Raw genomic sequence first — 21,831 nt, forward strand, 5'->3', positions numbered from 1 at the left:
CAGCACCTACTCCGCGGCACCCCTGAACGCGCTGGCTCCGGTTTCGAACTGCAGCTTGGCCAGCCGCGCGTAGATACCGCCCTTGGCGACCAGGCTCTGATGCGTGCCTTCCTCCACGATGCGGCCGCCATCCATGACCAGGATGCGGTCGGCCTTCAGCACCGTTGCAAGACGGTGGGCGATGACGATGGTGGTGCGGCCCTGCATCAACCGTTCCAGAGCCGTCTGCACCAGTGTTTCGCTTTCGGCATCGAGCGCCGAGGTCGCCTCGTCGAGCAACAGGATCGGCGCGTCGCGCAGGATGGCCCGGGCGATCGCCACGCGCTGGCGCTGGCCGCCGGACAAGGTCACGCCGCGCTCGCCAACCTGGCTGTCATAGCCCTTGTCGAGTTTGAGGATGAATTCGTCGGCCAGCGCGTCCCTGGCGGCCGTCTCGATCTCGGCATTCGTGGCGCCCGGCCGACCGAAGCCGATATTGTCGCGCGCGCTCGCCGCAAAAATGGTGACATCCTGCGGCACGATGGCGATGCGCTCCCGGACATCGGCCGGATCGGCCTCGCGCACGTCGACGCCGTCGATGGCGATGCGGCCGGTCTCGGGATCGTAGAAGCGCAGGATCAGCGAAAAGACCGTGCTTTTTCCGGCGCCCGAGGGCCCGACGATCGCCACCGTCTCGCCCGGCTTCACCTGGAAGCTCAGGCCATGGACGGCGGCGCGGTCGGGCCTTGCCGGATAGGAGAAGGAGACATCGTCGAAGCTGATCGCGCCCTTCGCCTTGGCCGGCAGCTGCAGCGGCTTCGCAGGCGCCAGGATCGCCGGCGTCTCGTCGAGGATCTCGGTCAGCCGTTCGGCCGCACCTGCCGCCTGGGAGAGCTCGCCCCACACTTCCGACAGCGCGCCGAGCGCGCCGGCGGCAAACACCGAATAGAGCAGGAACTGGCCGAGCGTGCCCGGCGACATCGTGCCGGCAAGTACGTCGCGCGAACCGAACCACAGCACCGCCACGACCGAGGAAAAGATCATGAAAATGGCAAAGAAAGTGAGGAAAGAGCGGGCGAAAATCGACGAGCGCGCTGCCTGGAAGGCGGCTTCCACCGCGGCCGAGAACCGCCCGGTGACCAGCGCCTCGTTGGTGAAGGCCTGCAGCGTACGCACCGCGCCGATCTGCTCGCTGGCATAGGCGGTCGCTTGCGCCAGCGTGTCCTGCGCCTGCCGCGACCGGCGCCGGACCGAGCGGCCGAAGGCGACCAGCGGCAGCACGATCACCGGAATGGCCGCGATGACCAGGCCGGACAGTTTCGGGCTGGTGACGACCATCATCGCCACCGCGCCGAGGCCGAGGATGACATTGCGCAGCGCCACCGAGGCCGTGGCGCCGACGGCGGATTTCACCTGCGTCGTATCCGCCGCGAGCCGCGAGACGATCTCACCCGACTGGGCGGTGTCGAAGAAGGACGGCGACAGCGTCGTGACATGCGAAAACACATCGCTGCGGATGTCGGCAACAACCCGCTCGCCGAGCGTGATGACGAAATAATAGCGGCCGGCCGATGCCGCCGCCAGAATGGCTGCCATCGCCACCAAAGCGGCGAAATACTCGGCGATGAAGGAGGTGCCGGGCGCGCTGAAACCGTGGTCGATCATGCGCCGCACGGCGAGCGGCAGCGCCAGTGTCGTTGCCGCCGCGATGGCCAGCGAGATGACGGCGCCGATGACCAGTTTGCGGTAGCGGGCGATGTAGGGAGAGAGGCGCCTGAGCGGTCCGAGCGAGCGTCTGCGCCCGTCTTGCTCGCCGCTGATGTCCGCCATGACCGTTTCCTCTGGCCGCTTCCCGGTGGGCGCTTTCAATATGCGCCCGCCACGGCCTTGTGATTCAATTCCGGCTGATGTATAGGCTCGCCGACCGTTTTAGAAGCCGTGGCTTTTCAATAGCTGCGGCTTCGAGTTTTAAAAAGGGGCGCATCGACGCAGGCCACGGGCCCGTCGGCAGCGCCACAAGCCAGGAAGCACGACAATGAAGGCCGACATCCATCCCGACTACCACACCATCAAGGTCGTCATGACCGATGGCACCGAATACATGACCCGTTCGACCTGGGGCAAGGAAGGCGATACGATGAACCTCGATATCGATCCGACCACGCACCCGGCCTGGACCGGCGGCCAGCAGACCCTGCTCGACCGCGGCGGTCGCCTGTCGAAGTTCAAGAAGCGCTTCGAAGGTTTCGGCCTCTAAGTTTTATCTGCATCGCAGAATCAAGAACCCGCCCTTGTGGTGGGTTTTTTGTTGGCCACAGCCCCTTCTCCCCGTCACTATACGGGGAGAAGGTGCCGGCAGGCGGATGAGGGGCAGCGCCAGCATTGGCAAGGTTGATCATCAGCAAAATAGCCGGCCTGAGAAATTCGGTGACGGTTTGCGACGAAGCGACGTCAAATGTCATAGGCCGGTGCTGCCCCTCACCTGCCTGCCGGCATCCTCTCCCCGTATAGTGACGGGGAGAGGGCCGCTCTCGCCCATGGTTTCCAACCGCCAGCGCTGCCGTACAAGCCCAAGCTCGGGTCGTCACTACCCTTCCAATAACTCCCGCAGCGCCATGCGCTTGTAGGCGGCCACCAGCCTGTCGCCCTCCTGCCGGTCGACCGAGATCGCCAGCCGCACCGCGGCCTCGCCCATCTGCCAGACCAGAAACGCCGTCGTCTCCAGCGCTACCGGATCAGCGCCGGGTTGCAGGCGCTTGAGGACCGCGGTCAGAAATTCGGCATTGGCGCGGCTGTCGGCGAGTTCGAGCTGGCGCAGCGCCTTGTCGGCCTGGGTGCCCGACCATATGTCGCGCATCACCGGCTCGGCCAGGAACAGCCGGTAGTAGATATCGACCAGCTCCGAAAACGCCTGCCGCAGGCCTTCGGCGTCGGTGACATCCTTGAGTGCCGAGGAGATGCAGGCCTGGCTTTCGGCGGTGTAACGCTCGGCCAGCGCCCAGACGACCGCCCGCTTGTCGGGAAAGAACTGGTAGAGCGAACCGATCGACACCCCGGCCCGTTCTGCCACCTCGCCCATGCGCATGGCGTCGCTGCCTTGTTGGGCAATCAACGCAGAGGCTGCGGCCAGCATCCGTTCGACCCGCTCGCGGCTGCGTTGCTGCGTCGGCGCCCGCCGCGGCGATGCGACCTGCTCCTGGGCAGATGCGGGCGCTGCTGTGTCTTCCATGGCTGTCTCCGGTCTCGAGAAAATCGCCAACAACGGCTTGACTCGCAAAATACGAGGGTTTATCACGTTTTGCAAATGTGAGGATTACTCATATTTTTCAAACAGAGGAAAAACCACAATGACCGACACCAAACCAATCCTGATCCTCGGCGGCACCGGCAAGACCGGCCGTCGCCTCGCCGAGCGGCTGACCGCACAGGGCGTTCTCGTGCGCATCGGCTCGCGCTCCGGCAGCCCACGCTTCGACTGGGAGGTTCCGGCGACCTGGGGGCCGGCCCTGCAAGGCGTGCGTGCCGTCTACATCAGCTACTATCCCGACATCGCCGTGCCGGGCGCGGCCGACACCATCGAGGCCTTCGCCAGGCTTGCAGTCGCCAATGGCGTCACCCGGCTGGTGCTGCTCTCCGGGCGCGGCGAGACGGAAGCCCAGCGCGCCGAAGAGATGGTCAAAGCATCGGGCGCCGACTGGACGATCCTGCGCTGTGCCTGGTTTTCGCAGAACTTCAGCGAAGGCTTTCTCATCGAGTCCTTGCTCGAAGGCGAAGTTGCCTTGCCGGTCGGCACTGTCGGCGAGCCCTTCATCGATGCCGACGACATTGCCGACGCAGCCTTCGTCGCACTGACAGAGCCAGGCCATGTCGGGCAGCTCTATGAGCTGACCGGGCCGCGTCTGCTGAGCTTCGCCGACGCCGTCGCCGAGATTGCCAAGGCGGCCGGCCGCGACATCCGCTATCTCAAGGTCTCGCATGACGAATTCACCACCGCGATGGCCGCATATGAACTGCCGCCTGAAATCGCCTGGCTGCTCAACGAGCTGTTCACCGAAGTGCTCGACGGCCGTAACGAGACGCTGACCGATGGCGTCCAGCGTGTGCTCGGCCGCGCGCCGAAAGACTTTTCCGCCTACGCACATGAAACCGCCGCAACCGGCATCTGGAGCAACTGAGATGATCAAGCTTCTTCCCACCCTCACCATTATTGCCGCAATCGGTTCGGGCGTCGTCGGCGGCGTGTTCTTCGCCTTTTCCAACTTCGTCATGGCCGCGCTTGCCCGGCTGCCCGTCCCTCAAGGCATTGCGGCGATGAATTCGATCAACATCACGGTGATCACCCCGACCTTCATGACGGCGCTGTTCGGCACCGGCCTGCTCTGCCTGGTGCTTATCGCCGCCGCAATCATGGGCTGGAGCCAGTCCGGCTCGTACTGGTTGCTTGCCGGCGCGGTGATCTATCTGATCGGCAACCCGATCGTGACCATGGTCTTCAATGTGCCGCTCAACGATGCGCTCGCCGCCGTCGACCCAGCCAGCGCCAATGGCGCCGCCGTGTGGGCGAACCATCTGAACCAATGGGTGATGTGGAACCACGTCCGCACCATCACCGCCATAGTATCGATGGCCTGCTTCATCTTCGCGTTGCTATGAAGATGGCATTTCGCAAATGCAAAAGACCTCGCTCAGGCGGGGTCTTTTTGCGTGGGGTCCTTTGAGGTGTGACCCTTGCGATCGGAGTGGCCGAGATCGCGGTCCGGATCGATCACATCGCGAACCAGTTGCTTGAGTTTTGCTGCTTCCGGGAAACCCCCGTCGCGCTTGCGATCCCAGACCATCTGATCGTTGCAGGAAATGGTGAAGATGCCGCCGGTGCCCGGCACCAGCGTCACTTCGCCCAGATCCGTGCCGAAGGTCGAGAGCAGTTCCTGCGCCATCCAGCCGGCGCGCAACAGCCACTGGCACTGCGTGCAATAGGTGATGACCACGCGAGGCCTCTCCGACACGCTCATGTCTGGGTCTCCTGTACGCGTACTGTGGTCGTTGCAAATCGATCGTGTATCGGGTCGTCGCCCAGCGCCATGGATATCGCGATCCAGATCGGCCAGATCAACACCAAAACGAGAGCGGCGGATGCAACCACTATTTCCAGGCTGGAGTAGTCTTGCACGCCACCGGGAGCGGTGCCCCAAGTCTGAAAAGCATACCAAGCTCCCGTCAGGACGATCGGCAATGCACCGAGAAACTTCATAAATTGCCGCCGAACAGCTTTTCTCACCGGCAGGCCGATCCTGTGTTTGTCGGCCTCATCATGCACAATGAGCTCCGCCAGCCGCTTGCCGATTGGTCGGCCGGACTTCAACTCCATAATCAGAAGGTACGATGCGAGAGCGATCAGCTCGAGGAAACCCAGGTCCAACGCTGCAGGCCTGAAATTCCCTTGCGTATCCAGATCGATCGAGATGGAGGAGGTTTCTCCAGGCTTTGAGCCCGGTGCCGTACCCACGCTCCATATGGCGACCGGCAAACCGAGTACTGATGTTCTGCACACCTGCCAGTCATAACGGGCAAGTGCCGGCGCACCATGAATCGTACCCTCTTGGCATAGTTTCCAGTTCAGCCAAAAGCTGCCTTTTACGCCACCGTTGGTCAGCAGAAACAGAGTCCCTACGAGCAAGTACAGAGCGATCAGGACGACAAGATAGTCGATGAGTGCCGCGAGAAGCCGGCGCCATAGGCCAGGCCGGCGAGGCCAGGCCACCGGCTCCACAAAACGTGCCTCCTCATAGTCGGCCATCGGCGCGCCCCCCCGTGATAAATGACTAGCCTATAGCGTAGGCAGGCCACCTACCGACAGCAATATTCGCATGCGCCTGTATTGCACACGGGCCTATGCCGCGCTGAGCTTGGCCATCGTCTCGTCGTCGACCTCGAAATTGGCGTAGACGCTCTGCACGTCGTCATCGTCTTCGAGCGTCGCCACCAGCTTCATCAGCGACTGGGCGCGTTCTTCGTCGACCGGAACATTGTTCTGCGGCTGCCAGATCGGCTTCACCGATTCGGCCTCGCCGAGCGCGGCTTCCAGCGCCTTCGACACTTCGCCCATGCTCTCGAAGGCGCAATAGATGGTGTGGCCTTCCTCGTCCGATTCCACGTCATCGGCGCCGGCCTCGATCGCCGCGTCCATGACCTTGTCGGCGCTGCCGGCGGAGGCCGGATAGTAGATCTCGCCGGCGCGGTTCCACATGAACGACACCGAGCCGGTTTCGCCGAGTGCCCCGCCGGCCTTGGTGAAGGCGGCGCGCACATTCGAGGCCGAACGGTTGCGGTTGTCGGTCAGCGCCTCGACGATCAGCGCCACGCCACCCGGGCCGTAGCCTTCATAGCGCACCGCTTCGTAATTCTCGGCATCGCCCATCGACGCCTTGTTGATGGCGCGCTGGATGTTGTCCTTCGGCATAGACACCGCCTTGGCGTTTTGGATCGCCAGGCGCAGGCGCGGATTCATCGACGGATCCGGCGTCCCGCTCTTGGCGGCGACGGTGATTTCGCGCGCCAGCTTGGAAAACATTTTCGACCGCACCGCGTCCTGGCGGCCCTTGCGGTGCATGATGTTCTTGAACTGTGAATGGCCAGCCATGGCACCCCTGTCGTCTTCGGCTAGAGCATTACGAAGCGAGGCGACGATACCCGGCCTTCCCGCAAATGCTCGAATTTAATTTCAGAACGTCTCTCGCATGCCTGCGAAGGCATACGGCGCTCTTTGTCGGAATGGCCGGCTTATAGATAAATCGGCTCAATTCGTCCAGACACGGCGTTCACAGCGCCCCGGCGAGCAGCTTCAATGCCCACCACCGGATTTCCTGCGCCGCCGCGCCAGCATGTTGAGTCCTTCGACCAACGCCGAGAAACCCATGGCGGCATAGATGTAGCCCTTGGGAACATGATAGCCCATGCCGTCGGCGATCAGCGTCATGCCGATCATTAGCAGGAAGCCCAAGGCCAGCATGACGATGCTCGGGTTCTTGGCGATGAAATTGGCCAGCGGCCCGGCCGCCAGCATCATCACGCTCACCGCCACGATCACGGCGATATACATGATGGCGATCTCGTCGGTCATGCCGACGGCAGTGATGATCGAATCGATCGAGAAGACGAGGTCGAGCAGCAGGATCTGGAAAATGGCGCCGGCAAGCGAGATCTGCAGCGTCTCGCCCAGCATCGTGTCCTTGTGATCCTCCGGATCGACCGTGTGATGGATTTCCTTGGTCGCCTTCCACACCAGGAACAGGCCGCCGGCAATCAGGATCAGGTCGCGCCAGGAAAAGCCGTGGCCGAAAGCGGTGAACACCGGCGTCGTCAGCTGAACGATGATCGAGATGGTGGCGAGCAGCACCAGCCGCATGACCAGCGCCGCCGAGATGCCGAGACGGCGGGCGCGTGCGCGCTGCGCTTCCGGCAATTTGTTGGTCAGGATCGAGATGAAGATCAGATTGTCGATGCCGAGCACGACCTCGAGCACAATCAGCGTCAGCAACGCGACCCAGGCGGTGGGGTCAGAGACAAATTGAAAATGCGGCGCCAGGAATTCGATGAGCTGCATGGAGGTCGTCCCCTCTACGATCTGAAGCAGGTGTCGCCGCCAGTTAGGTACTGCGTGCGTCTATATCAATGTCACGACCAGAAGGACGGCGCTGTTTCCTCCAGCCGCGGCCCGCGACGAAACGGCGCGATCTTCTCGGTCAGCCCGGTGCGGTCGGAAATATCGACGCCGATGCCACACAATGTCGCGGGTCCGGTCGCCGCCTCGAACCGGCCTTTCGGCACTTTCGACAGGAACCGGTTGAGCGGTTCTTCCTTGTCCATGCCGAGCGAGGAATCATAGTCGCCGCACATGCCGGCGTCGGACATGTAGCCCGTGCCGCCATTGAGGATCTGGTGATCGGCGGTCGGCTGGTGCGTGTGGGTACCAATGACGAGGCTGGCACGACCGTCGACGAAATGCGCGAAGCACATTTTCTCCGAAGTCGCCTCAGCGTGAAAGTCGATGACCACGGCATCGGCCTGCTCGCCCAGCGGACAGGCGGCCAGCTCGCGCTCGCCGGCCTGGAACGGATCGTCGAGTTCGGGATGCATGAACACCCGGCCCATAATGTTGGCGACCAGCACGCGCGCGCCGTTTTTAGCGATGTAGACGCCGGAGCCGCGCCCCGGCGTGCCCTTGGGAAAATTGGACGGACGCAGGAAACGTTCCTCGCGCGGCGCAAAGATCAGCGCGTCGCGCTGGTCCCAGACATGGTTGCCGGTGGTGACGACATCGGCGCCGGCGGCGATGGTGTCGCGAAAAATGTCTTCGGTGATGCCGAAACCGCCGGCGGCGTTCTCACCATTGACGATGACGAAATCGAGTTTGAAGTCGGAGATCAGGCCGGGCAGTTGTTCCCACACTGCCGTACGTCCCGATTTGCCCACCATGTCGCCGAGGAAGAGAAGTCTCATGCCCACTTCTATCCAGAGGCGAGGACGCTAGGCAAGCGCTACCCCGGCGATTGGCGCTAACGCCGGCCGAAAGTATCGCGCTGCTGGTGGAGCGGCTTTGCATTCGCGCCCGCAACGCGAACACGCGACGCCGGCGGCGCGTTGCGTCCGCGCAACCAGAAGAACCAGACGTAGAAAGCGGTGAACCCGCCCGTAACGGCAAAGAGCAGCAACCCGCCGCGCCAGCCCTTCATAGCGGCGGTATCGAGGGACGATGGATCGGCGGGGTCGTAGTACAATTCCACCTGGTCGCCTTTGGACGCGGTGTAGAGACCAATGTCCTTTCCCTTGCCGGACCAGCTCATCGGTGCATCGTTGGCGACATAGGCGATGGCGACATTGATGCCTTTCATGGCCAGGCCGTTTTTCTGCGTTTCGGCATAGGGGCTGACGTCCGTCACGGTGGCAACCGTCTGATGCCAGGCGAACTGGTGATGCAGGGCGGTTCCGACAATGTGCAAGCCCATCGCGAACAGCGTCACCGCGATGAGGACGAACGGCATCAGCAGGTAGCGTGCTAAGACAAACATGACGACCGCCATCGGCTCAGATTGTATTGCGGAGAATACTATCCGGCATGTCTTGGAAACGCGTTAATGCATGTCGCTCAAAAGTGGTCCCGGTTTTGAGATAACGACATACATCAAACTAAGATCGCGAACTTTTAAGCGAAACGGCGCAGTCCGCTCTCGGTGAGTATTTCCTGGATGATGACGTCATGTGGCTCGTCCGGGACCAGCGCCACCTCCTGGCAGTCGAATGCGATGCCGATCAGCCGTGGCGGCAAGCCCTTGTCGATCAGCCTGGCGATGGCGCGGTCGTAATAGCCGGCGCCGTAGCCGATGCGATGGCCACGGTTGTCGAAGGCGGCGAGCGGCACCAGCATCACCGCGGGGTCGAGCACCTCGGCCTCCTCATGCGGACCGACCGTGCCGAATCCCATCTCGACCATCGGCGCGCCGCGCACCAGTTCGCGAAAGACGATTGTGGTCTTGTCGAGAATGGCCGGCAGGCAAAGCCTGGCTCCCTTCTCGCGCAAGGCAAACATCAGCGGCCTTACGTCGACTTCCGACCGCATCGGCCAGAAGGCTGAAACGATCTGGCCAGGCTCGATAGCGAGGTGATCGCGCGCCGTCTCGGCCATCTCAAGCGCGATCTCCACCCGCCACATCGGATCGAGCGCATCGCGGCGGCCGAGAGCTTCGCGGCGCAGTTGTTTCTTCAGGTCTTTTAAGGATGTCATGCGCTGAACGATAGAAAAGGTCGGTTTCTGGCGGCGTTTTAGGAGCGACGTTTTCTACCGCATCATCCACCAAATGCGTGGATGCAGGCAAGAAGTGACGATCCACACAACCGGTGGAGAGAGCGATCCCGGGAACCTACAAAGTAGGTGGGCGCCGTATGAGAAAACCCACGGGTCTTCCCAGGGACAGCTCCCTAAGGATCGTTAAGGCCCCGGGGAAAATGTTCTCCTGCCGGGAAGCACAGACCGTCCCCCCCAATATAGGCCGCTGGTCGGTTCAGCGCCAGTGACACGAGCCGATGTTTCCATTTCGGATGCACGCCCTTTTCGTGGCGACCGGCTCGCCCTTGCACAGGCCGGGCGGCGTCCTTACGGTCGCGATGACCAACCGAGGAGCAAGCATGCGTTTTGAAGGCACGGCGGCCTATGTCGCCGACAAGGATCTGATGGTGGCGGTCAATGCGGCGATCGCGCTGGAGCGGCCCTTGCTGGTCAAGGGCGAGCCCGGCACCGGCAAGACCGAACTCGCCCGCCAGGTGGCCTCAGCACTCGGCCTCGACCTCATCGAATGGCACGTCAAGTCGACGACGCGCGCGCAGCAAGGACTCTATGAATATGACGCGGTCTCGCGGCTGCGCGACAGCCAGCTCGGCGACGAGCGCTTCAACGACATCAGGAACTACATCAAGCGCGGCAAGCTGTGGCAGGCGTTCGCGGCCGGCAAGAAGGTCGTGCTTTTGATCGATGAGATCGACAAGGCCGACATCGAGTTCCCCAACGATCTGTTGCAGGAACTCGATCGGATGGAGTTCTTCGTCTACGAGACCGGCGAGACCATTCGCGCCGCGGTCCGGCCGATCGTCATCATCACCTCCAACAACGAGAAGGAACTGCCCGACGCCTTCCTGCGCCGCTGCTTCTTCCACTACATCCGTTTTCCCGACGTCGACACGCTGCACAAAATCGTCGACGTCCACTATCCCGGCATCAAGCAGAATCTGGTGCGCGCGGCACTCACCCAGTTCTACGAGATCCGCGAGGTGCCGGGTCTGAAGAAGAAACCTTCGACCTCCGAGGCACTCGACTGGATCCGCCTGCTGGTCGCCGACGACATCGCACCCGAGGATTTGCGCGCCGACCCCAAGAACGCACTGCCCAAACTGCATGGCGCATTGCTGAAGAACGAGCAGGACGTGCACCTGTTCGAACGCCTGGCTTTTATGGCCAGACGGCAAGGTTAGGCCGTGTCAGAAGATCACGCGGAGCTTGAGGTTGCCATCGTTCGCTGGATCGACGACGAGCCGCAGCCGGGGATTGTCGAATTTGAGTTCAGCGACCGATTTGGTCGCCAATGGCATTTCCGCGAGAAACAAGCCCTCGTTTCGAACACATGGTTAGGTGCTGGCAACATCTATCCACAGCCCGGCAGCTTGCGTTGCCGGGTGCTGTCTCAGAGCCAGGATAGTGAAGGCCGTTCGATAGCGGAAATTGATACGTCTCGACCGTGGTATGTGGAATCGATTGAGGAGGTCAGTCGCTTCCAAGTCTTTGCCAGCCAGCTTTTGCGGGCAGGCCCGTCAAGCCAAGGCGGCTCCCAGGATTAGAAGGTATCTGTGCGTGGACCCTTGTCGTGCTGACGGGCATTGCCGAAGTTGACCTATCACATGGAGAGCATTTCATGACCGAGATCACCGTCCGCCCGCTGGCGCAGGCCGACCATGCCGACTGGCGGCGTCTGTGGACTGCCTACCTCACCTTCTACGAAACCAAGCTCCCTGACGAGGTGTATGACATCACCTGGAAACGGCTGTTCACGGACGGAGAATTCGAGCCGAAGGGTTTTATCGCCACGCTCGACGGCAAGGCGGTCGGCCTGACCCACTATCTCTACCATCGCTCCGGCTGGTCCGAAAAAAACAACTGCTACCTGCAGGACCTGTTCGCCGACCCTGATGTGCGCGGCAAGGGCGTGGGTGCGGCGCTGATCGAAGCGGTAAAGCAGGAGGCCGGCAAGATTGGCGTCAAGAACGTCTACTGGATGACCCACGAAACCAACACCACCGCGCGCAAGCTCTACGACCGCGTTGCCCGGCGGACTGGCTTCATCGAGTACGATCTGCTGTAGACCATGTTCATCCCCTTCTTCCTCGAACTGAAGGCCGCGCGGATACCCGTTTCGCTCAGGGAATATCTGTCGCTGCTGGAGGGGCTGGAAGCCGGTCTGGTCGATTATGACGTCGAGGGTTTTTATTACCTCGCCCGCGCCGCTCTGGTGAAGGACGAGCGTCATATCGACCGCTTCGACCAGGTGTTTGCGCATGTCTTCAAGGGCATTGAAGCGCTGGGCGGACCGGATGCGGTCGATGTCGCCAACATCCCTGAGGAGTGGCTGCGCCGGCTCGCCGAAAAGCACCTGACCGAGGAAGAGAAAAAACTGGTCGAGGCGCTCGGTGGTTTCGACAAGCTGATGGAGACGCTGAAGCAGCGGCTCGAGGAACAAAGAGGCCGGCACCAGGGCGGGTCGAAATGGATCGGCACCGGTGGCACCTCGCCCTTCGGCGCCTATGGCTACAATCCCGAAGGCGTACGCATCGGCCAGCATGAGAGCCGCAACCGCCGCGCGGTGAAGGTCTGGGACAAGCGCGAGTTCAGGAATTTCGACGACGCCGTCGAGCTCGGCACCCGCAACATCAAGGTGGCGCTGAAGCGGCTGCGCCGCTGGGTGCGCGAGGGCGCGGAGGAAGAGTTCGACCTGCCCGGCACCATCCATGCCACCGCCGAGCACGGCTATCTCGACGTGCAGACGCGCCCCGAACGGCGCAATGCCGTGAAGCTTCTGATGTTCTTCGATGTCGGCGGCTCGATGGACGATCACATCAAAAGCGTCGAGGAGCTGTTTTCGGCCGCCCGCGCCGAGTTCCGCCAGCTCGAATATTTTTACTTCCACAACTGCCTCTATGAGGGCGTGTGGAAGGACAACCGCCGCCGCCATGCCGAGGTGATTTCGACCTTCGACCTGCTTCACAAATACGGCCCGGACTACAAGGTGATCGTCGTCGGCGACGCCGCGATGAGCCCTTACGAGATTGCGCACCCCGGCGGTTCGGTCGAACACTGGAACCCGGAAGCCGGCGCCGTCTGGCTCGGACGGATGCTGCAGCAATGGCCGAATGCGGTCTGGCTAAATCCGGAAAACCCTGAGAATTGGGGCTTCACCCATTCGATCGCCATGATCCGCGATATCTTCGGCGGCCGCATGTTCCCGCTGACGCTGGCCGGGCTCGAAGCCGCGACCAAGCAGCTCTCACGCAAGCATTGAGCCCCAAACACGCCTCTGCGCTGGGCAGGCGTGTAACAAATGCTTATGTTGGTGCGAATACTGGCTGCAACCAACAACAAGCCGCCAAGGCTGAGGAGATTAGATGGATACCCACACCTACCCCGTTACCCGCACTGACGCCGAATGGCGTGCCCGGCTGACGCCGGAGCAGTATGCCGTCATGCGCGGCCACGGCACCGAACGGCCCGGAAGCTGCGCCCTGCTCTACGAAAAGCGCGCCGGCACCTTTTCCTGCGTCGGCTGCGACCAGCCGCTGTTCGAATCCAAGCTGAAGTTCGAGAGCGGCACCGGCTGGCCGAGCTTCAACGACCCGGTGCCGGGTTCGGTCGAAAACACCGTCGACCGCAGCTACGGCATGGTCCGCACCGAATGCCACTGCTCGCGCTGCGGCAGCCATCTCGGCCATGTCTTCGACGACGGTCCGCCGCCGACCGGCCTGCGCTATTGCATCAACGGCGTGGCGCTGAAATTCGAGCCGGCGGCTTAAACCCGGTCATCATCTCTTGCACAGGGCGGCTCCGGCCGCCCTCTTTCGTGCCCCGCCGGCGTCTCAGACAACGACCACCAGGATCAACCATAGCGCCGAGCCCAGCATCATCAACGAGGCCTTGGCGCCGCCGGCCTTTTCGGCGATTCGCCAGACGGCCAGGGTCAGGAATATGTTGTAGGGCACCGGTGCGAAATGCACGGCCAGCACCACGGCCAGCGGCAGCTTCAGCCCGAGCAGGGCGAGCGCGACCACCGACGACGCGACGTTGATCGCGGTGCCGACAACGACCATGTCGCGCCAGAACAGGCGATCGAGCGACACGGCACCGTGCCAGCGCGAGCGGAAGAAGCCGGCCGTTCCGTCCGTCTTGCCACCTTCGCTCCCCGCGGGTCCTGGCATCAGCTCAACTCTTTCATTCTGAGCGATCCCGAGCGCGGCATGCGCGCACGATGATCGCGTAGAAGCATATGGCTTGGCGATCGCCGTCAAACAATCGCAAAATCTTTCCGGATGGCCCTTGCCTGCATCCGCCGCAAAGCTAATTTGCTGACCGTGCCGTTCCTTCATCCCGGTCGCCAGCCAGGGAGGTCTTTGATGAGCGACAAAAGCTACAATGTCCTGTTCTTATGCAATGCCAATTCGGCGCGCTCGATCATGGGCGAAGCCATCCTGAACCGCATTGGCGCTGAGAAATTCAAGGCCTTCTCCGCCGGGTCGCAACCGAAGGGCACCGTCAATCCCTACGCGCTGCAGCTGCTCGAGAGCCTCAACTACGACACCGGCTTCGCCCGCTCGAAAGGCTGGGACGAGTTTGCAAAGCCCGACGCGCCGGAAATGGATTTCGTCTTCACCGTATGCGATAGCACCGCCAACGAGACCTGCCCGGTCTGGCCCGGTCACCCGATGACCGCACTGTGGGCGATACCGGATCCGGCCAAGGCACAAGGCACCGACGCCGAAATGCATCTGGCCTTCGCCGATGCCTATCGCATGCTCAACAACCGCATATCGCTGTTCACCAACCTGCCGATGGACGCGCTGGACCACATGGCGTTGCAGCAGCATCTGGATGAGATCGGCCGCGACGCGCCGAAGCCGAATTTTTAGCGCCAGCCGGTCTCAACCTGTCCCAGCACCTCAGTAACGGCGTGCTCGAAGCGCGAGCATTCCGTCACCAGCCAGTCGGCCATGGCCGGCCAGTTGTCCTCGGCAAAGCAGTTCACCCGCCACATCGAATTGATGCCGAGTCCTTCGCAGCTCTGTTCCGGCCTGAGTTTCAGCCTGTCTTCGATCGCCGGCTGGAAAGGCTTCAGCCGCGACCAGGCTTCGGTGGCGCCGAACTTCTCGTTGCGGCCGAAGAAGACGCCGACATGGTTCTGCGCCGGCGCGACATACATGGACAGGACAAGGGCGAAGTCCGGCAGCCCGCGCTGCCAGAACCAGGGTCCGCGCCGCGCCATGGATGCGCGTTCCTCCGGATGCCGTTCGGCGAACAGCGCCCAGAAGCTGCGTTGGCGGAATTCAGAGGCGCGGCGGGCGCCGAAGTCGAATTCGCTCATGGCCGGCTGCCCCGCTGCCCGAGACCGTTTCGAAATTCGTTCTGGCGAGTCATTTGATGGCGTTTTGAGAACCCGTAGCGTAGCGGACATTTGGGTCCGTGCGCAACGGAAGCGCAGAAAACGCCATCAGATGGCCGCCGGAGTAGAATTTCCAGACAGTCTTACACCATGCCGAGCGCGGCCTTGTAGAGATCGAGGATGGTTTCCTCTTCCTGCCGCTCGGCCTGGTCCTTCTTGCGCAGCCGGATGATGGAGCGCATCGCCTTGGTGTCGAAGCCGGTGCCCTTGGCCTCGGCGAACACTTCCTTGATGTCGTCGGCGATGGTCTTCTTTTCTTCCTCGAGCCGCTCGATGCGCTCGATGAAGGCGCGCAACTGGCCGGCGGCAACAGTCTGGCTGGTCTCGGTGATGTCGTCGGCCATGTTTTTCTCCGCTTCTTTTTAGGCGCCGCGATTCTGGCGCGGCAAAATTGGAGCGGGTTCGATGCCCGAGCGGGCGCGGCGGGTCAAGCCATTATCGATGCCTGGTGAACGACTGCTGCCAGCCGTCCCCAATGTGATCGATCCGCATCACCCAAAGGCGATCAGCAAATCCTTCGCGTCGATCTGATCGCCGGCCTTGACCAGCACTTCGGCCACCGTGCCGTCGCGCTCGGCATGCAGCGCCGTCTCCATCTTCATGGCTTCGATCGACAACAGCACATCGCCGGCTTTGACCGCCTGGCCGGCGGCAACCGCGAGCGCGGAGACCACGCCCGGCATCGGCGCGCCGACATGCGCCTCGTTGCCGGGCTCGGCCTTGCGCCGTGCCTTGGCCGCCGAGGCGCCATGCGCCCTGTCCGGCACCCGGACGCGGCGTGGCTGGCCGTTGAGCTCGAAAAACACGGTGACCATGCCCTTCTCATCGACATCGCCGATGGCAAGACAGCGCACCACGAGCGTCTTGCCTTTTTCGATGTCGAGGAAGATCTCGTCCTCGGACTTCATGCCGTAGAAATAGGTCGGCGTCGGCAACACGCTGACCGGCCCGTAGGTCTCCTGCGCGGCGGCAAAGTCGGTGAACACCTTCGGATACATCAGCCAGGACGCGAATTCGTACTCCGAAAGCTTGCGCTCCAGCTTCTCCTCGATCTCCTTGCGGCTGGCCTTGAGGTCGGCCGGCTTGAGCAGCGAGCCCGGCCGCACGGTGATCGGTTTGCTTTCCTTCAGTGCCTTCTTCTGCAGCTTCGCAGGCCAGCCGCCGGGCGACTGGCCGAGATCGCCGCGCAGCATCGAGACGACCGAGTCCGGGAAGGCGATGTCCTTGGCCGGGTTTTCGACGTCGGCGACAGTGAGGTCCTGGCTCACCATCATCAGCGCCATGTCGCCGACCACCTTGGATGACGGCGTCACCTTGACGATGTCCCCGAACATCAGATTGACGTCGTGATAGGCCTGGGCCACCTCGTGCCAGCGCGTCTCCAACCCGAGCGAGCGCGCCTGTTCCTTGAGGTTGGTGAACTGGCCGCCCGGCATCTCGTGCAAATAGACCTCCGAGGCAGGCCCCTTGAGGTCGCTTTCGAAGGCAGCGTACTGGTTGCGCACCGCTTCCCAATAGAAGGAGATGTTGCGGATCCATTGCGGATCGAGGCCGGGATCGCGCTCGGTTCCCTTCAGCGCCTCGACGATCGAGCCGAGGCAAGGCTGCGAGGTGTTGCCGGAGAAGGAATCCATCGCCGCGTCGATGGCGTCGACGCCGCTTTCCACGCCCGCCAGCACCGTCGCCGCCGACAGGCCTGACGTGTCGTGGGTGTGGAAGTGGATCGGCAAATCGGTCGCCTCGCGCAGTGCCTTGAACAGCACGCGTGCAGCGGCCGGTTTCAACAATCCCGCCATGTCCTTGACGGCGATGATGTGGGCGCCGGCGGCCTGCAATTCCTTCGCCAGCCCGACATAGTATTTGAGATCGTATTTGGCGCGTGCCGGATCGAGGATGTCACCGGTGTAGCAAATCGCCGCTTCGACCAGCTTGCCCTCGGCGCCCACCGCGTCCATGGCGACGCGCATATTCTCGACCCAGTTCAGGCAGTCGAAGACGCGGAACAGGTCGACGCCGCCACTTGCTGCCTGTTTGACGAAATGCTGTACGACATTGTCGGGATAATTGGTGTAGCCGACGCCGTTGGCGCCGCGCAGAAGCATCTGCAGCAAAAGATTGGGGGCGGCCTCGCGCACTTTGCTCAGCCGCTCCCACGGATCCTCGGTGAGGAAGCGCATTGCGACATCGAAGGTGGCGCCGCCCCAGCATTCCAGCGACAGCAGCCGCGGCAGCGCCCGCGCATAGGTGCCGGCAATGCCGGCAATGTCATGCGTGCGCATGCGGGTGGCAAGCAGCGACTGATGGCCGTCGCGCATCGTCGTGTCGGTGACCAGCACCTCTTTTTGCTCACGCATCCAGGCAGCGAATTTCTCCGGCCCCAGCGCGTCGAGCTTCTGCTTGCTGCCGCCCGGCACATTGCCGTTGAGATAGGGCACGACGGGCGCCGCCGCATCGGCCTTCGGCATCGGACGGCCGCGCGTCTCGGGATGGCCATTGACGCTGACGTCGGCCAGATAGTTGAGCAGCTTGGTGGCGCGGTCCTGCCGCTTCACCTGCGCGAACAGTTCCGGCGTCGCGTCGATGAACCGGGTCGTGTAGGAATTGTCGGCGAAGCGCGGGTGGTTGATGATCGCCTCGAGGAAGGTGAGGTTGGTGGCCACGCCGCGGATACGGAACTCGCGCAAGGCCCGGTTCATGCGGGCGATCGCCTCTGCCGGTGTCGGCGCCCAGGCCGTCACCTTCTCCAGCAGCGGATCGTAGAAGCGGGTGATGACCGCGCCCGAATAGGCGGTGCCGCCGTCGAGGCGAATGCCGAAACCGGCGGCTTCGCGATAGGCGGTGATGCGGCCGTAATCCGGAATGAAACTGTGCTCCGGATCCTCGGTGGTGATGCGGCACTGCAGCGCGTGGCCGTTCAGCCTGATGTCGGCCTGCGCCGGCACGCCCGACTCTTTCGTGCCGATGGCAAAGCCGTCCAGGATGTGGATCTGCGCCTTGACGATGTCGATGCCGGTCACCTGCTCGGTGACGGTGTGCTCGACCTGGATGCGCGGATTGACCTCGATGAAGTAGAATTTGCCGGTGTCGGCGTCCTGCAGGAATTCCACCGTGCCGGCGCCGATATAGCTGGTCTCGCGCGCGATCTTGAGCGCATAGCCGCAAAGCTCCTGGCGCAATGCCTCGCTGAGGTAGGGCGCCGGCGCCCGCTCGACGACCTTCTGGTTGCGGCGCTGGATCGAACAGTCGCGCTCGAACAGATGCACGGCATTGCCGTGCGTGTCGCCAAGCACCTGGACCTCGACATGGCGGGCGCGCTCGATCAGCTTTTCGAGATAGACCTCGTCCTTGCCGAAGGCGGCCTTGGCCTCACGCTTGCCTTCGGTGACTTCGCGGACCAGATCGGCCTCGGCGCGGATGGCGCGCATGCCGCGCCCGCCACCGCCCCACGATGCCTTGAGCATCACCGGATAGCCGATTTCCTTGGCCAATTTCTTGACCGTGTCCATGTCGTCCGGCAGCGGGTCGGTTGCCGGGATCACCGGCACGCCGACCTCGATGGCGAGATTGCGCGCGGCGACCTTGTTGCCGAGCCGGCGCATCGTGTCTGGCTTCGGGCCGATAAAGGTGATGCCGGCCTCGGCGCAGGCATCTGCGAATTCAGGGCTTTCCGACAAAAGGCCATAGCCCGGATGGATGGCGTCGGCGCCGGACAACCTGGCGACGCGGATCACTTCCTCGATCGACAGATAGCTTTCGATCGGTCCCATGTCCTTGGCCAGATGCGGCCCGCGCCCCACCTGGTAGCTTTCATCGGCCTTGAACCGATGCAGCGAATATTTGTCCTCCTCGGCCCAGATTGCCACGGTTTTGAGGCCGAGTTCGTTGGCCGCGCGAAAGACGCGGATGGCAATTTCGGACCGGTTGGCGACGAGGATCTTCGTGATGGCCAAGGAAGAAGGCTCCGGACAGGGAGGGATGGGGCTCAGCAATGATTAACGCGAAAATGCTGCAGTGCAACCAAAATCGGGAGGCGATTAAACCGATTTAAATGAATTCTAGCACTGCAAAGCGAAAGACTGCGTGCGAATGGCGTCGCGAAGTGACGCGAATTGTCATCCCGCGCACAATCCGCTCCCGGCTAATGGTTCTTTTTTAGCCAATGCCGTCGCTACGCGCTCCGGCAGGTCAAAGAAAAATGCCCGGCGCAAGCGCCGGGCATTTCGTAGGGATTGCGTTATCCGATCAGGTCTTCGGCAGCCAGGTGATCTTGCCGTCCGGACCCTTCTTCCACTCGTACATGATGTAGCCCGGGAGCTTCGGATCGCCCTTCTCGTCATAGGCGAGGTCGCCCAGAACGGTCTTGAACGGACCCTTCTCATGCAGCGCCTTGGCCACTTCCACCGGGTCGTTCGTCTTGGCCACGGCAGCGGCCTCCGCGATCACCTGCATGGCAGCGTAGGCGTAGAGCGTGTAGGCTTCCGGTTCAAAGCCCTGGGCGCGGAACTTCTCGACCAGTGCCTTGTTCTCGGGGATCAGGCGCGGATCCGGACCGAAGGTGTTGAGCGTGCCGATAACCGCGTCGCCGGCGATCGCAGCCAGCTCGTCGGTGACGATGCCGTCGCCCGACATCAGGGTAGCCTTGAGGCCCTGGTCAGCCGACTGGCGGATGATCAGGCCGGCTTCCGTATGCAGGCCGCCCCAATAGATCAGGGTGACGCCGGCGTCCTTCATCTTGGCGATCAGCGCCGAGAAGTCCTTGTCGCCGACATTGACGCCTTCGTACATGACTTCCGTCAGGCCGGCTGCGTTCATCGTCTTCTTGGTTTCGTCGGCAAGGCCCTGACCGTAGGGGGTCTTGTCGTGGATGACGGCAACCTTGGCGTCCTTGAAGTTGGCCGCGATATAGGCGCCGGCAATGCCGCCCTGCTGGTCGTCGCGTCCGCACGTGCGGAACACGTTCCACAGGCCGCGCTCGGTGAATTTCGGGTTGGTCGCCGCTGGGGTCACTTCGACGATGTTGTTGTCGACATAGACTTCCTGCGACACCGGAATCGAGACGCCCGAGTTGAAGTGGCCGACCACGAACTTGACGCCGTCGCCGACGAACTTGTTCGCGACCGAGATGCCTTGCTTCGGATCGGAGACGTCGTCGCCGACTTCAAGCTTGATCTGCTCGCCATTCATACCGCCTGCTGCGTTGATGTCAGCGACGGCCGCTTCCGCACCCTTCTGCAGCTGCGCACCGAAAGCCGCATTCGGACCGGTGATCGGACCGGCGACGCCGACGAGGACGTCAGCCCATGCGTTACCGCCGAACGCGACAAGCGCGGTCAGGGCAACGGCGGACAAAAGTGATTTCTTCATTTAAACGCTCCCATTTACGAGGTGGGCGTGGATGATACTTTCATGCGATGCCCACCCTTATCGCAGAAAGCGTACTTTGCCGATTTTCAGGCCCTTGTCACGCCGATTCATCCCCGAAACGGCGTTAATGATGAACGTCAGCCTTTCGGTTTCCAGCTTAAGATCGAAGCCCGTTCGTAAAGCCAATTATACTGCGTCACCATTTGGTTGGTGCGCGTGTATTGATAGCCGACAAACCCCAATATCATGAGCACGATTGTGTCCACGACATAGTATTGCAGTGAAAACATCGTGCCGCCGAACAGGGCATGATGAATGAACCTTATGCCGATGCCGAGCCCCAGCAGGTAGACGAACAGCACCGGCAGGCTGCGCCATGTCTGGGCGCTGGCCTTGCCGGTCATCCATGCCGCCCAGCCGCCGAGCAGACAGGTGACGAAGAAGAACTGCCAGATGGAAGGTTCTTCGTGAAGAATGCCTTGCATGGTGAAGACTCCTGAAATCAGTGGTGGCCGCCTTCGAGATAGGCCGCGCGCACTTCCGGATTAGCGAGCAATTCCTTGCCGGTGCCGCTCATGGTCACGTTGCCGTTGACCATGACATAGCCACGCGTGGCGAGCTTGAGCGCGCCGAAGGCGTTCTGCTCGACCAGGAACACGGTCAGCCCTTGCGTGCGGTTCAGCTCGCGGATGGCGTCGAAGATCTGCTTGACGATCAGCGGCGCCAGGCCGAGCGACGGCTCGTCGAGCAGGAGCAGCTTCGGCCGCGCCATCAGCGCGCGTCCGATCGACAGCATCTGCTGCTCGCCGCCCGACAGCGTGCCGCCGCGCTGGGCGATGCGCTCCTTGAGGCGCGGGAACAGCGTGAACACCTTCTCGGCATCCTCGTCATAGTGCTTGAGGTTGTCGAGACCGGCCCCCATCTGCAGGTTTTCCATCACCGTCATGCGCGGGAAAATGCGCCTGCCCTCCGGCGACTGCGCGATGCGCAAGCGCGCGATCTCGTGCGTCGGCATCTGGGTAATGTCGGTACCGGCGAAAGTGATGGTGCCGACACGGGCCCGCGGCGCCCCGAAAATGGTCATCATCAGCGTTGACTTGCCGGCGCCATTGGCGCCGATCAGCGCGACGATCTCGCCCTGGTTGACGTGGACATCGACGCCGTTCAGCGCCTTGATGTTGCCGTAGTAGGTCTCGACGCCCCTGATATCGAGCAGCGTTGTCTCGGCCATCACTTACGC

25 protein-coding genes and 1 other RNA gene are annotated in these 21,831 nt (G+C 62.4%); 9 read left to right on the forward strand and 17 right to left on the reverse strand.

The window, feature by feature from the left end:
• Positions 1 to 6: 6 nt before the first annotated feature.
• Entirely contained in the window at positions 7 to 1,809 is a 1,803-nt protein-coding gene (locus AC1DXM_RS18955; protein ID WP_477235129.1) for an ABC transporter transmembrane domain-containing protein, read from the reverse strand.
• Between the two features lie 205 nt (positions 1,810 to 2,014).
• On the opposite strand from AC1DXM_RS18955, the gene rpmE reads away from it, so the two are divergent.
• On the forward strand, positions 2,015 to 2,236 hold the full coding sequence (rpmE, locus tag AC1DXM_RS18960; protein WP_112559687.1) for a 50S ribosomal protein L31: 222 nt from the start codon (positions 2,015 to 2,017) through the stop codon (positions 2,234 to 2,236).
• Between the two features lie 330 nt (positions 2,237 to 2,566).
• On the opposite strand, the gene AC1DXM_RS18965 is transcribed toward rpmE, so the two are convergent.
• Entirely contained in the window at positions 2,567 to 3,208 is a 642-nt protein-coding gene (locus AC1DXM_RS18965) for a TetR/AcrR family transcriptional regulator (protein WP_477235131.1), read from the reverse strand.
• A 118-nt stretch (positions 3,209 to 3,326) separates the two neighbouring features.
• On the opposite strand from AC1DXM_RS18965, the gene AC1DXM_RS18970 reads away from it, so the two are divergent.
• Together AC1DXM_RS18970 and AC1DXM_RS18975 are read left to right on the forward strand one after the other, a co-directional pair.
• A complete protein-coding gene (locus AC1DXM_RS18970; RefSeq protein WP_477235133.1) occupies positions 3,327 to 4,154 on the forward strand; it encodes an NAD(P)H-binding protein in 828 nt (275 codons plus the stop codon).
• A 1-nt stretch (position 4,155) separates the two neighbouring features.
• The gene (locus tag AC1DXM_RS18975; protein ID WP_192258733.1) at positions 4,156 to 4,632 is read left to right on the forward strand and encodes an anthrone oxygenase family protein; all 477 of its coding nucleotides are present in this window, start codon (positions 4,156 to 4,158) and stop codon (positions 4,630 to 4,632) included.
• Positions 4,633 to 4,664: 32 nt separating this feature from the next.
• Here AC1DXM_RS18975 and AC1DXM_RS18980 read toward each other — a convergent pair whose 3' ends face one another.
• The 8 genes from AC1DXM_RS18980 to ssrS all read right to left on the reverse strand — a co-directional run bounded on the left by AC1DXM_RS18980 (position 4,665) and on the right by ssrS (position 10,011).
• Positions 4,665 to 4,991: an Rdx family protein gene (locus AC1DXM_RS18980; protein ID WP_477235135.1), complete on the reverse strand. Its 327-nt coding sequence runs from the start codon at positions 4,989 to 4,991 to the stop codon at positions 4,665 to 4,667.
• Positions 4,988 to 5,776 (reverse strand): RDD family protein, encoded by a 789-nt coding sequence (locus AC1DXM_RS18985; RefSeq protein ID WP_477235137.1) that lies wholly within the window; start codon positions 5,774 to 5,776, stop codon positions 4,988 to 4,990. Before AC1DXM_RS18985 ends, AC1DXM_RS18980 begins: the two co-directional genes overlap by 4 nt.
• 93 nt (positions 5,777 to 5,869) lie before the next feature.
• Positions 5,870 to 6,619 (reverse strand): YebC/PmpR family DNA-binding transcriptional regulator, encoded by a 750-nt coding sequence (locus AC1DXM_RS18990; RefSeq protein WP_477235139.1) that lies wholly within the window; start codon positions 6,617 to 6,619, stop codon positions 5,870 to 5,872.
• Between the two features lie 201 nt (positions 6,620 to 6,820).
• Positions 6,821 to 7,582 carry a TerC family protein gene (locus AC1DXM_RS18995; RefSeq protein ID WP_142869731.1) on the reverse strand — a complete coding sequence of 254 codons (762 nt, stop codon included), beginning with the start codon at positions 7,580 to 7,582 and terminating at the stop codon, positions 6,821 to 6,823.
• A gap of 71 nt (positions 7,583 to 7,653) precedes the next feature.
• A complete protein-coding gene (locus tag AC1DXM_RS19000; RefSeq protein WP_181057751.1) occupies positions 7,654 to 8,478 on the reverse strand; it encodes a TIGR00282 family metallophosphoesterase in 825 nt (274 codons plus the stop codon).
• Between the two features lie 56 nt (positions 8,479 to 8,534).
• A complete protein-coding gene (locus AC1DXM_RS19005; protein WP_477235142.1) occupies positions 8,535 to 9,059 on the reverse strand; it encodes a hypothetical protein in 525 nt (174 codons plus the stop codon).
• Between the two features lie 122 nt (positions 9,060 to 9,181).
• The gene (locus tag AC1DXM_RS19010; RefSeq protein WP_477235144.1) at positions 9,182 to 9,760 is read right to left on the reverse strand and encodes a 5-formyltetrahydrofolate cyclo-ligase; all 579 of its coding nucleotides are present in this window, start codon (positions 9,758 to 9,760) and stop codon (positions 9,182 to 9,184) included.
• A gap of 95 nt (positions 9,761 to 9,855) precedes the next feature.
• Positions 9,856 to 10,011, reverse strand: a non-coding RNA gene (gene ssrS, locus AC1DXM_RS19015) — 6S RNA.
• A 150-nt stretch (positions 10,012 to 10,161) separates the two neighbouring features.
• Between ssrS and AC1DXM_RS19020 the strand changes: the two genes are divergently transcribed.
• The 5 genes from AC1DXM_RS19020 (at position 10,162) to msrB (ending at position 13,587) form a co-directional block, all read left to right on the forward strand.
• On the forward strand, positions 10,162 to 11,001 hold the full coding sequence (locus tag AC1DXM_RS19020) for an AAA family ATPase (protein ID WP_477235146.1): 840 nt from the start codon (positions 10,162 to 10,164) through the stop codon (positions 10,999 to 11,001).
• Positions 11,002 to 11,004: 3 nt separating this feature from the next.
• Positions 11,005 to 11,364, forward strand: a complete 360-nt coding sequence (locus tag AC1DXM_RS19025; RefSeq protein WP_477235147.1) for a hypothetical protein — start codon at positions 11,005 to 11,007, stop codon at positions 11,362 to 11,364.
• A 74-nt stretch (positions 11,365 to 11,438) separates the two neighbouring features.
• Entirely contained in the window at positions 11,439 to 11,885 is a 447-nt protein-coding gene (locus AC1DXM_RS19030; protein WP_203280531.1) for a GNAT family N-acetyltransferase, read from the forward strand.
• A 3-nt stretch (positions 11,886 to 11,888) separates the two neighbouring features.
• Entirely contained in the window at positions 11,889 to 13,079 is a 1,191-nt protein-coding gene (locus AC1DXM_RS19035) for a vWA domain-containing protein (RefSeq protein ID WP_477235149.1), read from the forward strand.
• Positions 13,080 to 13,182: 103 nt separating this feature from the next.
• Positions 13,183 to 13,587 carry a peptide-methionine (R)-S-oxide reductase MsrB gene (msrB, locus tag AC1DXM_RS19040; RefSeq protein ID WP_142869739.1) on the forward strand — a complete coding sequence of 135 codons (405 nt, stop codon included), beginning with the start codon at positions 13,183 to 13,185 and terminating at the stop codon, positions 13,585 to 13,587.
• Between the two features lie 63 nt (positions 13,588 to 13,650).
• Here the strand turns inward: msrB and AC1DXM_RS19045 are convergent, their stop codons facing one another.
• On the reverse strand, positions 13,651 to 13,989 hold the full coding sequence (locus AC1DXM_RS19045; RefSeq protein ID WP_477235152.1) for a hypothetical protein: 339 nt from the start codon (positions 13,987 to 13,989) through the stop codon (positions 13,651 to 13,653).
• Positions 13,990 to 14,184: 195 nt separating this feature from the next.
• Here AC1DXM_RS19045 and AC1DXM_RS19050 point away from each other — a divergent pair, with 195 nt between their 5' ends.
• On the forward strand, positions 14,185 to 14,697 hold the full coding sequence (locus AC1DXM_RS19050) for an arsenate reductase ArsC (protein ID WP_477235154.1): 513 nt from the start codon (positions 14,185 to 14,187) through the stop codon (positions 14,695 to 14,697).
• Here AC1DXM_RS19050 and AC1DXM_RS19055 read toward each other — a convergent pair.
• From AC1DXM_RS19055 to AC1DXM_RS19080, 6 genes are all read right to left on the reverse strand, one after another.
• A complete protein-coding gene (locus tag AC1DXM_RS19055) occupies positions 14,694 to 15,149 on the reverse strand; it encodes a hypothetical protein (RefSeq protein WP_477235156.1) in 456 nt (151 codons plus the stop codon). The genes AC1DXM_RS19050 and AC1DXM_RS19055 overlap by 4 nt on opposite strands.
• A 161-nt stretch (positions 15,150 to 15,310) precedes the next feature.
• Complete coding sequence (locus AC1DXM_RS19060) at positions 15,311 to 15,571, reverse strand: DUF2312 domain-containing protein (RefSeq protein ID WP_023800031.1); 261 nt, start codon at positions 15,569 to 15,571, stop codon at positions 15,311 to 15,313.
• A gap of 147 nt (positions 15,572 to 15,718) precedes the next feature.
• Entirely contained in the window at positions 15,719 to 19,177 is a 3,459-nt protein-coding gene (gene pyc, locus AC1DXM_RS19065; protein WP_477235159.1) for a pyruvate carboxylase, read from the reverse strand.
• 292 nt (positions 19,178 to 19,469) lie between these two features.
• Positions 19,470 to 20,591: a branched-chain amino acid ABC transporter substrate-binding protein gene (locus tag AC1DXM_RS19070; protein WP_477235161.1), complete on the reverse strand. Its 1,122-nt coding sequence runs from the start codon at positions 20,589 to 20,591 to the stop codon at positions 19,470 to 19,472.
• Between the two features lie 137 nt (positions 20,592 to 20,728).
• Positions 20,729 to 21,076, reverse strand: a complete 348-nt coding sequence (locus AC1DXM_RS19075) for a DUF6867 family protein (RefSeq protein WP_477235163.1) — start codon at positions 21,074 to 21,076, stop codon at positions 20,729 to 20,731.
• Positions 21,077 to 21,093: 17 nt separating this feature from the next.
• Positions 21,094 to 21,822, reverse strand: coding sequence for an ABC transporter ATP-binding protein (locus AC1DXM_RS19080; RefSeq protein ID WP_477235165.1), 729 nt, complete (start codon positions 21,820 to 21,822; stop codon positions 21,094 to 21,096).
• Between the last annotated feature and the right edge of the window lie 9 nt (positions 21,823 to 21,831).

Source organism: Mesorhizobium sp. P3_A2 (assembly GCF_056403115.1).

Coding starts and splice junctions, on each gene's coding strand:
- AC1DXM_RS19075 (WP_477235163.1), bottom strand. CDS start 21,076: ATGCAAGGCATTCTTCACGAAGAACCTTCCATCTGGCAGTTCTTCTTC.
- AC1DXM_RS19060 (WP_023800031.1), bottom strand. CDS start 15,571: ATGGCCGACGACATCACCGAGACCAGCCAGACTGTTGCCGCCGGCCAG.
- AC1DXM_RS19055 (WP_477235156.1), bottom strand. CDS start 15,149: ATGAGCGAATTCGACTTCGGCGCCCGCCGCGCCTCTGAATTCCGCCAA.
- AC1DXM_RS18975 (WP_192258733.1), top strand. CDS start 4,156: ATGATCAAGCTTCTTCCCACCCTCACCATTATTGCCGCAATCGGTTCG.
- AC1DXM_RS19080 (WP_477235165.1), bottom strand. CDS start 21,822: ATGGCCGAGACAACGCTGCTCGATATCAGGGGCGTCGAGACCTACTAC.
- AC1DXM_RS19035 (WP_477235149.1), top strand. CDS start 11,889: ATGTTCATCCCCTTCTTCCTCGAACTGAAGGCCGCGCGGATACCCGTT.
- AC1DXM_RS19020 (WP_477235146.1), top strand. CDS start 10,162: ATGCGTTTTGAAGGCACGGCGGCCTATGTCGCCGACAAGGATCTGATG.
- AC1DXM_RS18995 (WP_142869731.1), bottom strand. CDS start 7,582: ATGCAGCTCATCGAATTCCTGGCGCCGCATTTTCAATTTGTCTCTGAC.
- AC1DXM_RS18990 (WP_477235139.1), bottom strand. CDS start 6,619: ATGGCTGGCCATTCACAGTTCAAGAACATCATGCACCGCAAGGGCCGC.
- AC1DXM_RS18985 (WP_477235137.1), bottom strand. CDS start 5,776: ATGGCCGACTATGAGGAGGCACGTTTTGTGGAGCCGGTGGCCTGGCCT.
- AC1DXM_RS18980 (WP_477235135.1), bottom strand. CDS start 4,991: ATGAGCGTGTCGGAGAGGCCTCGCGTGGTCATCACCTATTGCACGCAG.
- AC1DXM_RS19070 (WP_477235161.1), bottom strand. CDS start 20,591: ATGAAGAAATCACTTTTGTCCGCCGTTGCCCTGACCGCGCTTGTCGCG.
- AC1DXM_RS18970 (WP_477235133.1), top strand. CDS start 3,327: ATGACCGACACCAAACCAATCCTGATCCTCGGCGGCACCGGCAAGACC.
- AC1DXM_RS18955 (WP_477235129.1), bottom strand. CDS start 1,809: ATGGCGGACATCAGCGGCGAGCAAGACGGGCGCAGACGCTCGCTCGGA.
- rpmE (WP_112559687.1), top strand. CDS start 2,015: ATGAAGGCCGACATCCATCCCGACTACCACACCATCAAGGTCGTCATG.
- AC1DXM_RS19010 (WP_477235144.1), bottom strand. CDS start 9,760: ATGACATCCTTAAAAGACCTGAAGAAACAACTGCGCCGCGAAGCTCTC.
- AC1DXM_RS19000 (WP_181057751.1), bottom strand. CDS start 8,478: ATGAGACTTCTCTTCCTCGGCGACATGGTGGGCAAATCGGGACGTACG.
- AC1DXM_RS18965 (WP_477235131.1), bottom strand. CDS start 3,208: ATGGAAGACACAGCAGCGCCCGCATCTGCCCAGGAGCAGGTCGCATCG.
- AC1DXM_RS19045 (WP_477235152.1), bottom strand. CDS start 13,989: ATGCCAGGACCCGCGGGGAGCGAAGGTGGCAAGACGGACGGAACGGCC.
- AC1DXM_RS19050 (WP_477235154.1), top strand. CDS start 14,185: ATGAGCGACAAAAGCTACAATGTCCTGTTCTTATGCAATGCCAATTCG.
- msrB (WP_142869739.1), top strand. CDS start 13,183: ATGGATACCCACACCTACCCCGTTACCCGCACTGACGCCGAATGGCGT.
- AC1DXM_RS19030 (WP_203280531.1), top strand. CDS start 11,439: ATGACCGAGATCACCGTCCGCCCGCTGGCGCAGGCCGACCATGCCGAC.
- AC1DXM_RS19005 (WP_477235142.1), bottom strand. CDS start 9,059: ATGGCGGTCGTCATGTTTGTCTTAGCACGCTACCTGCTGATGCCGTTC.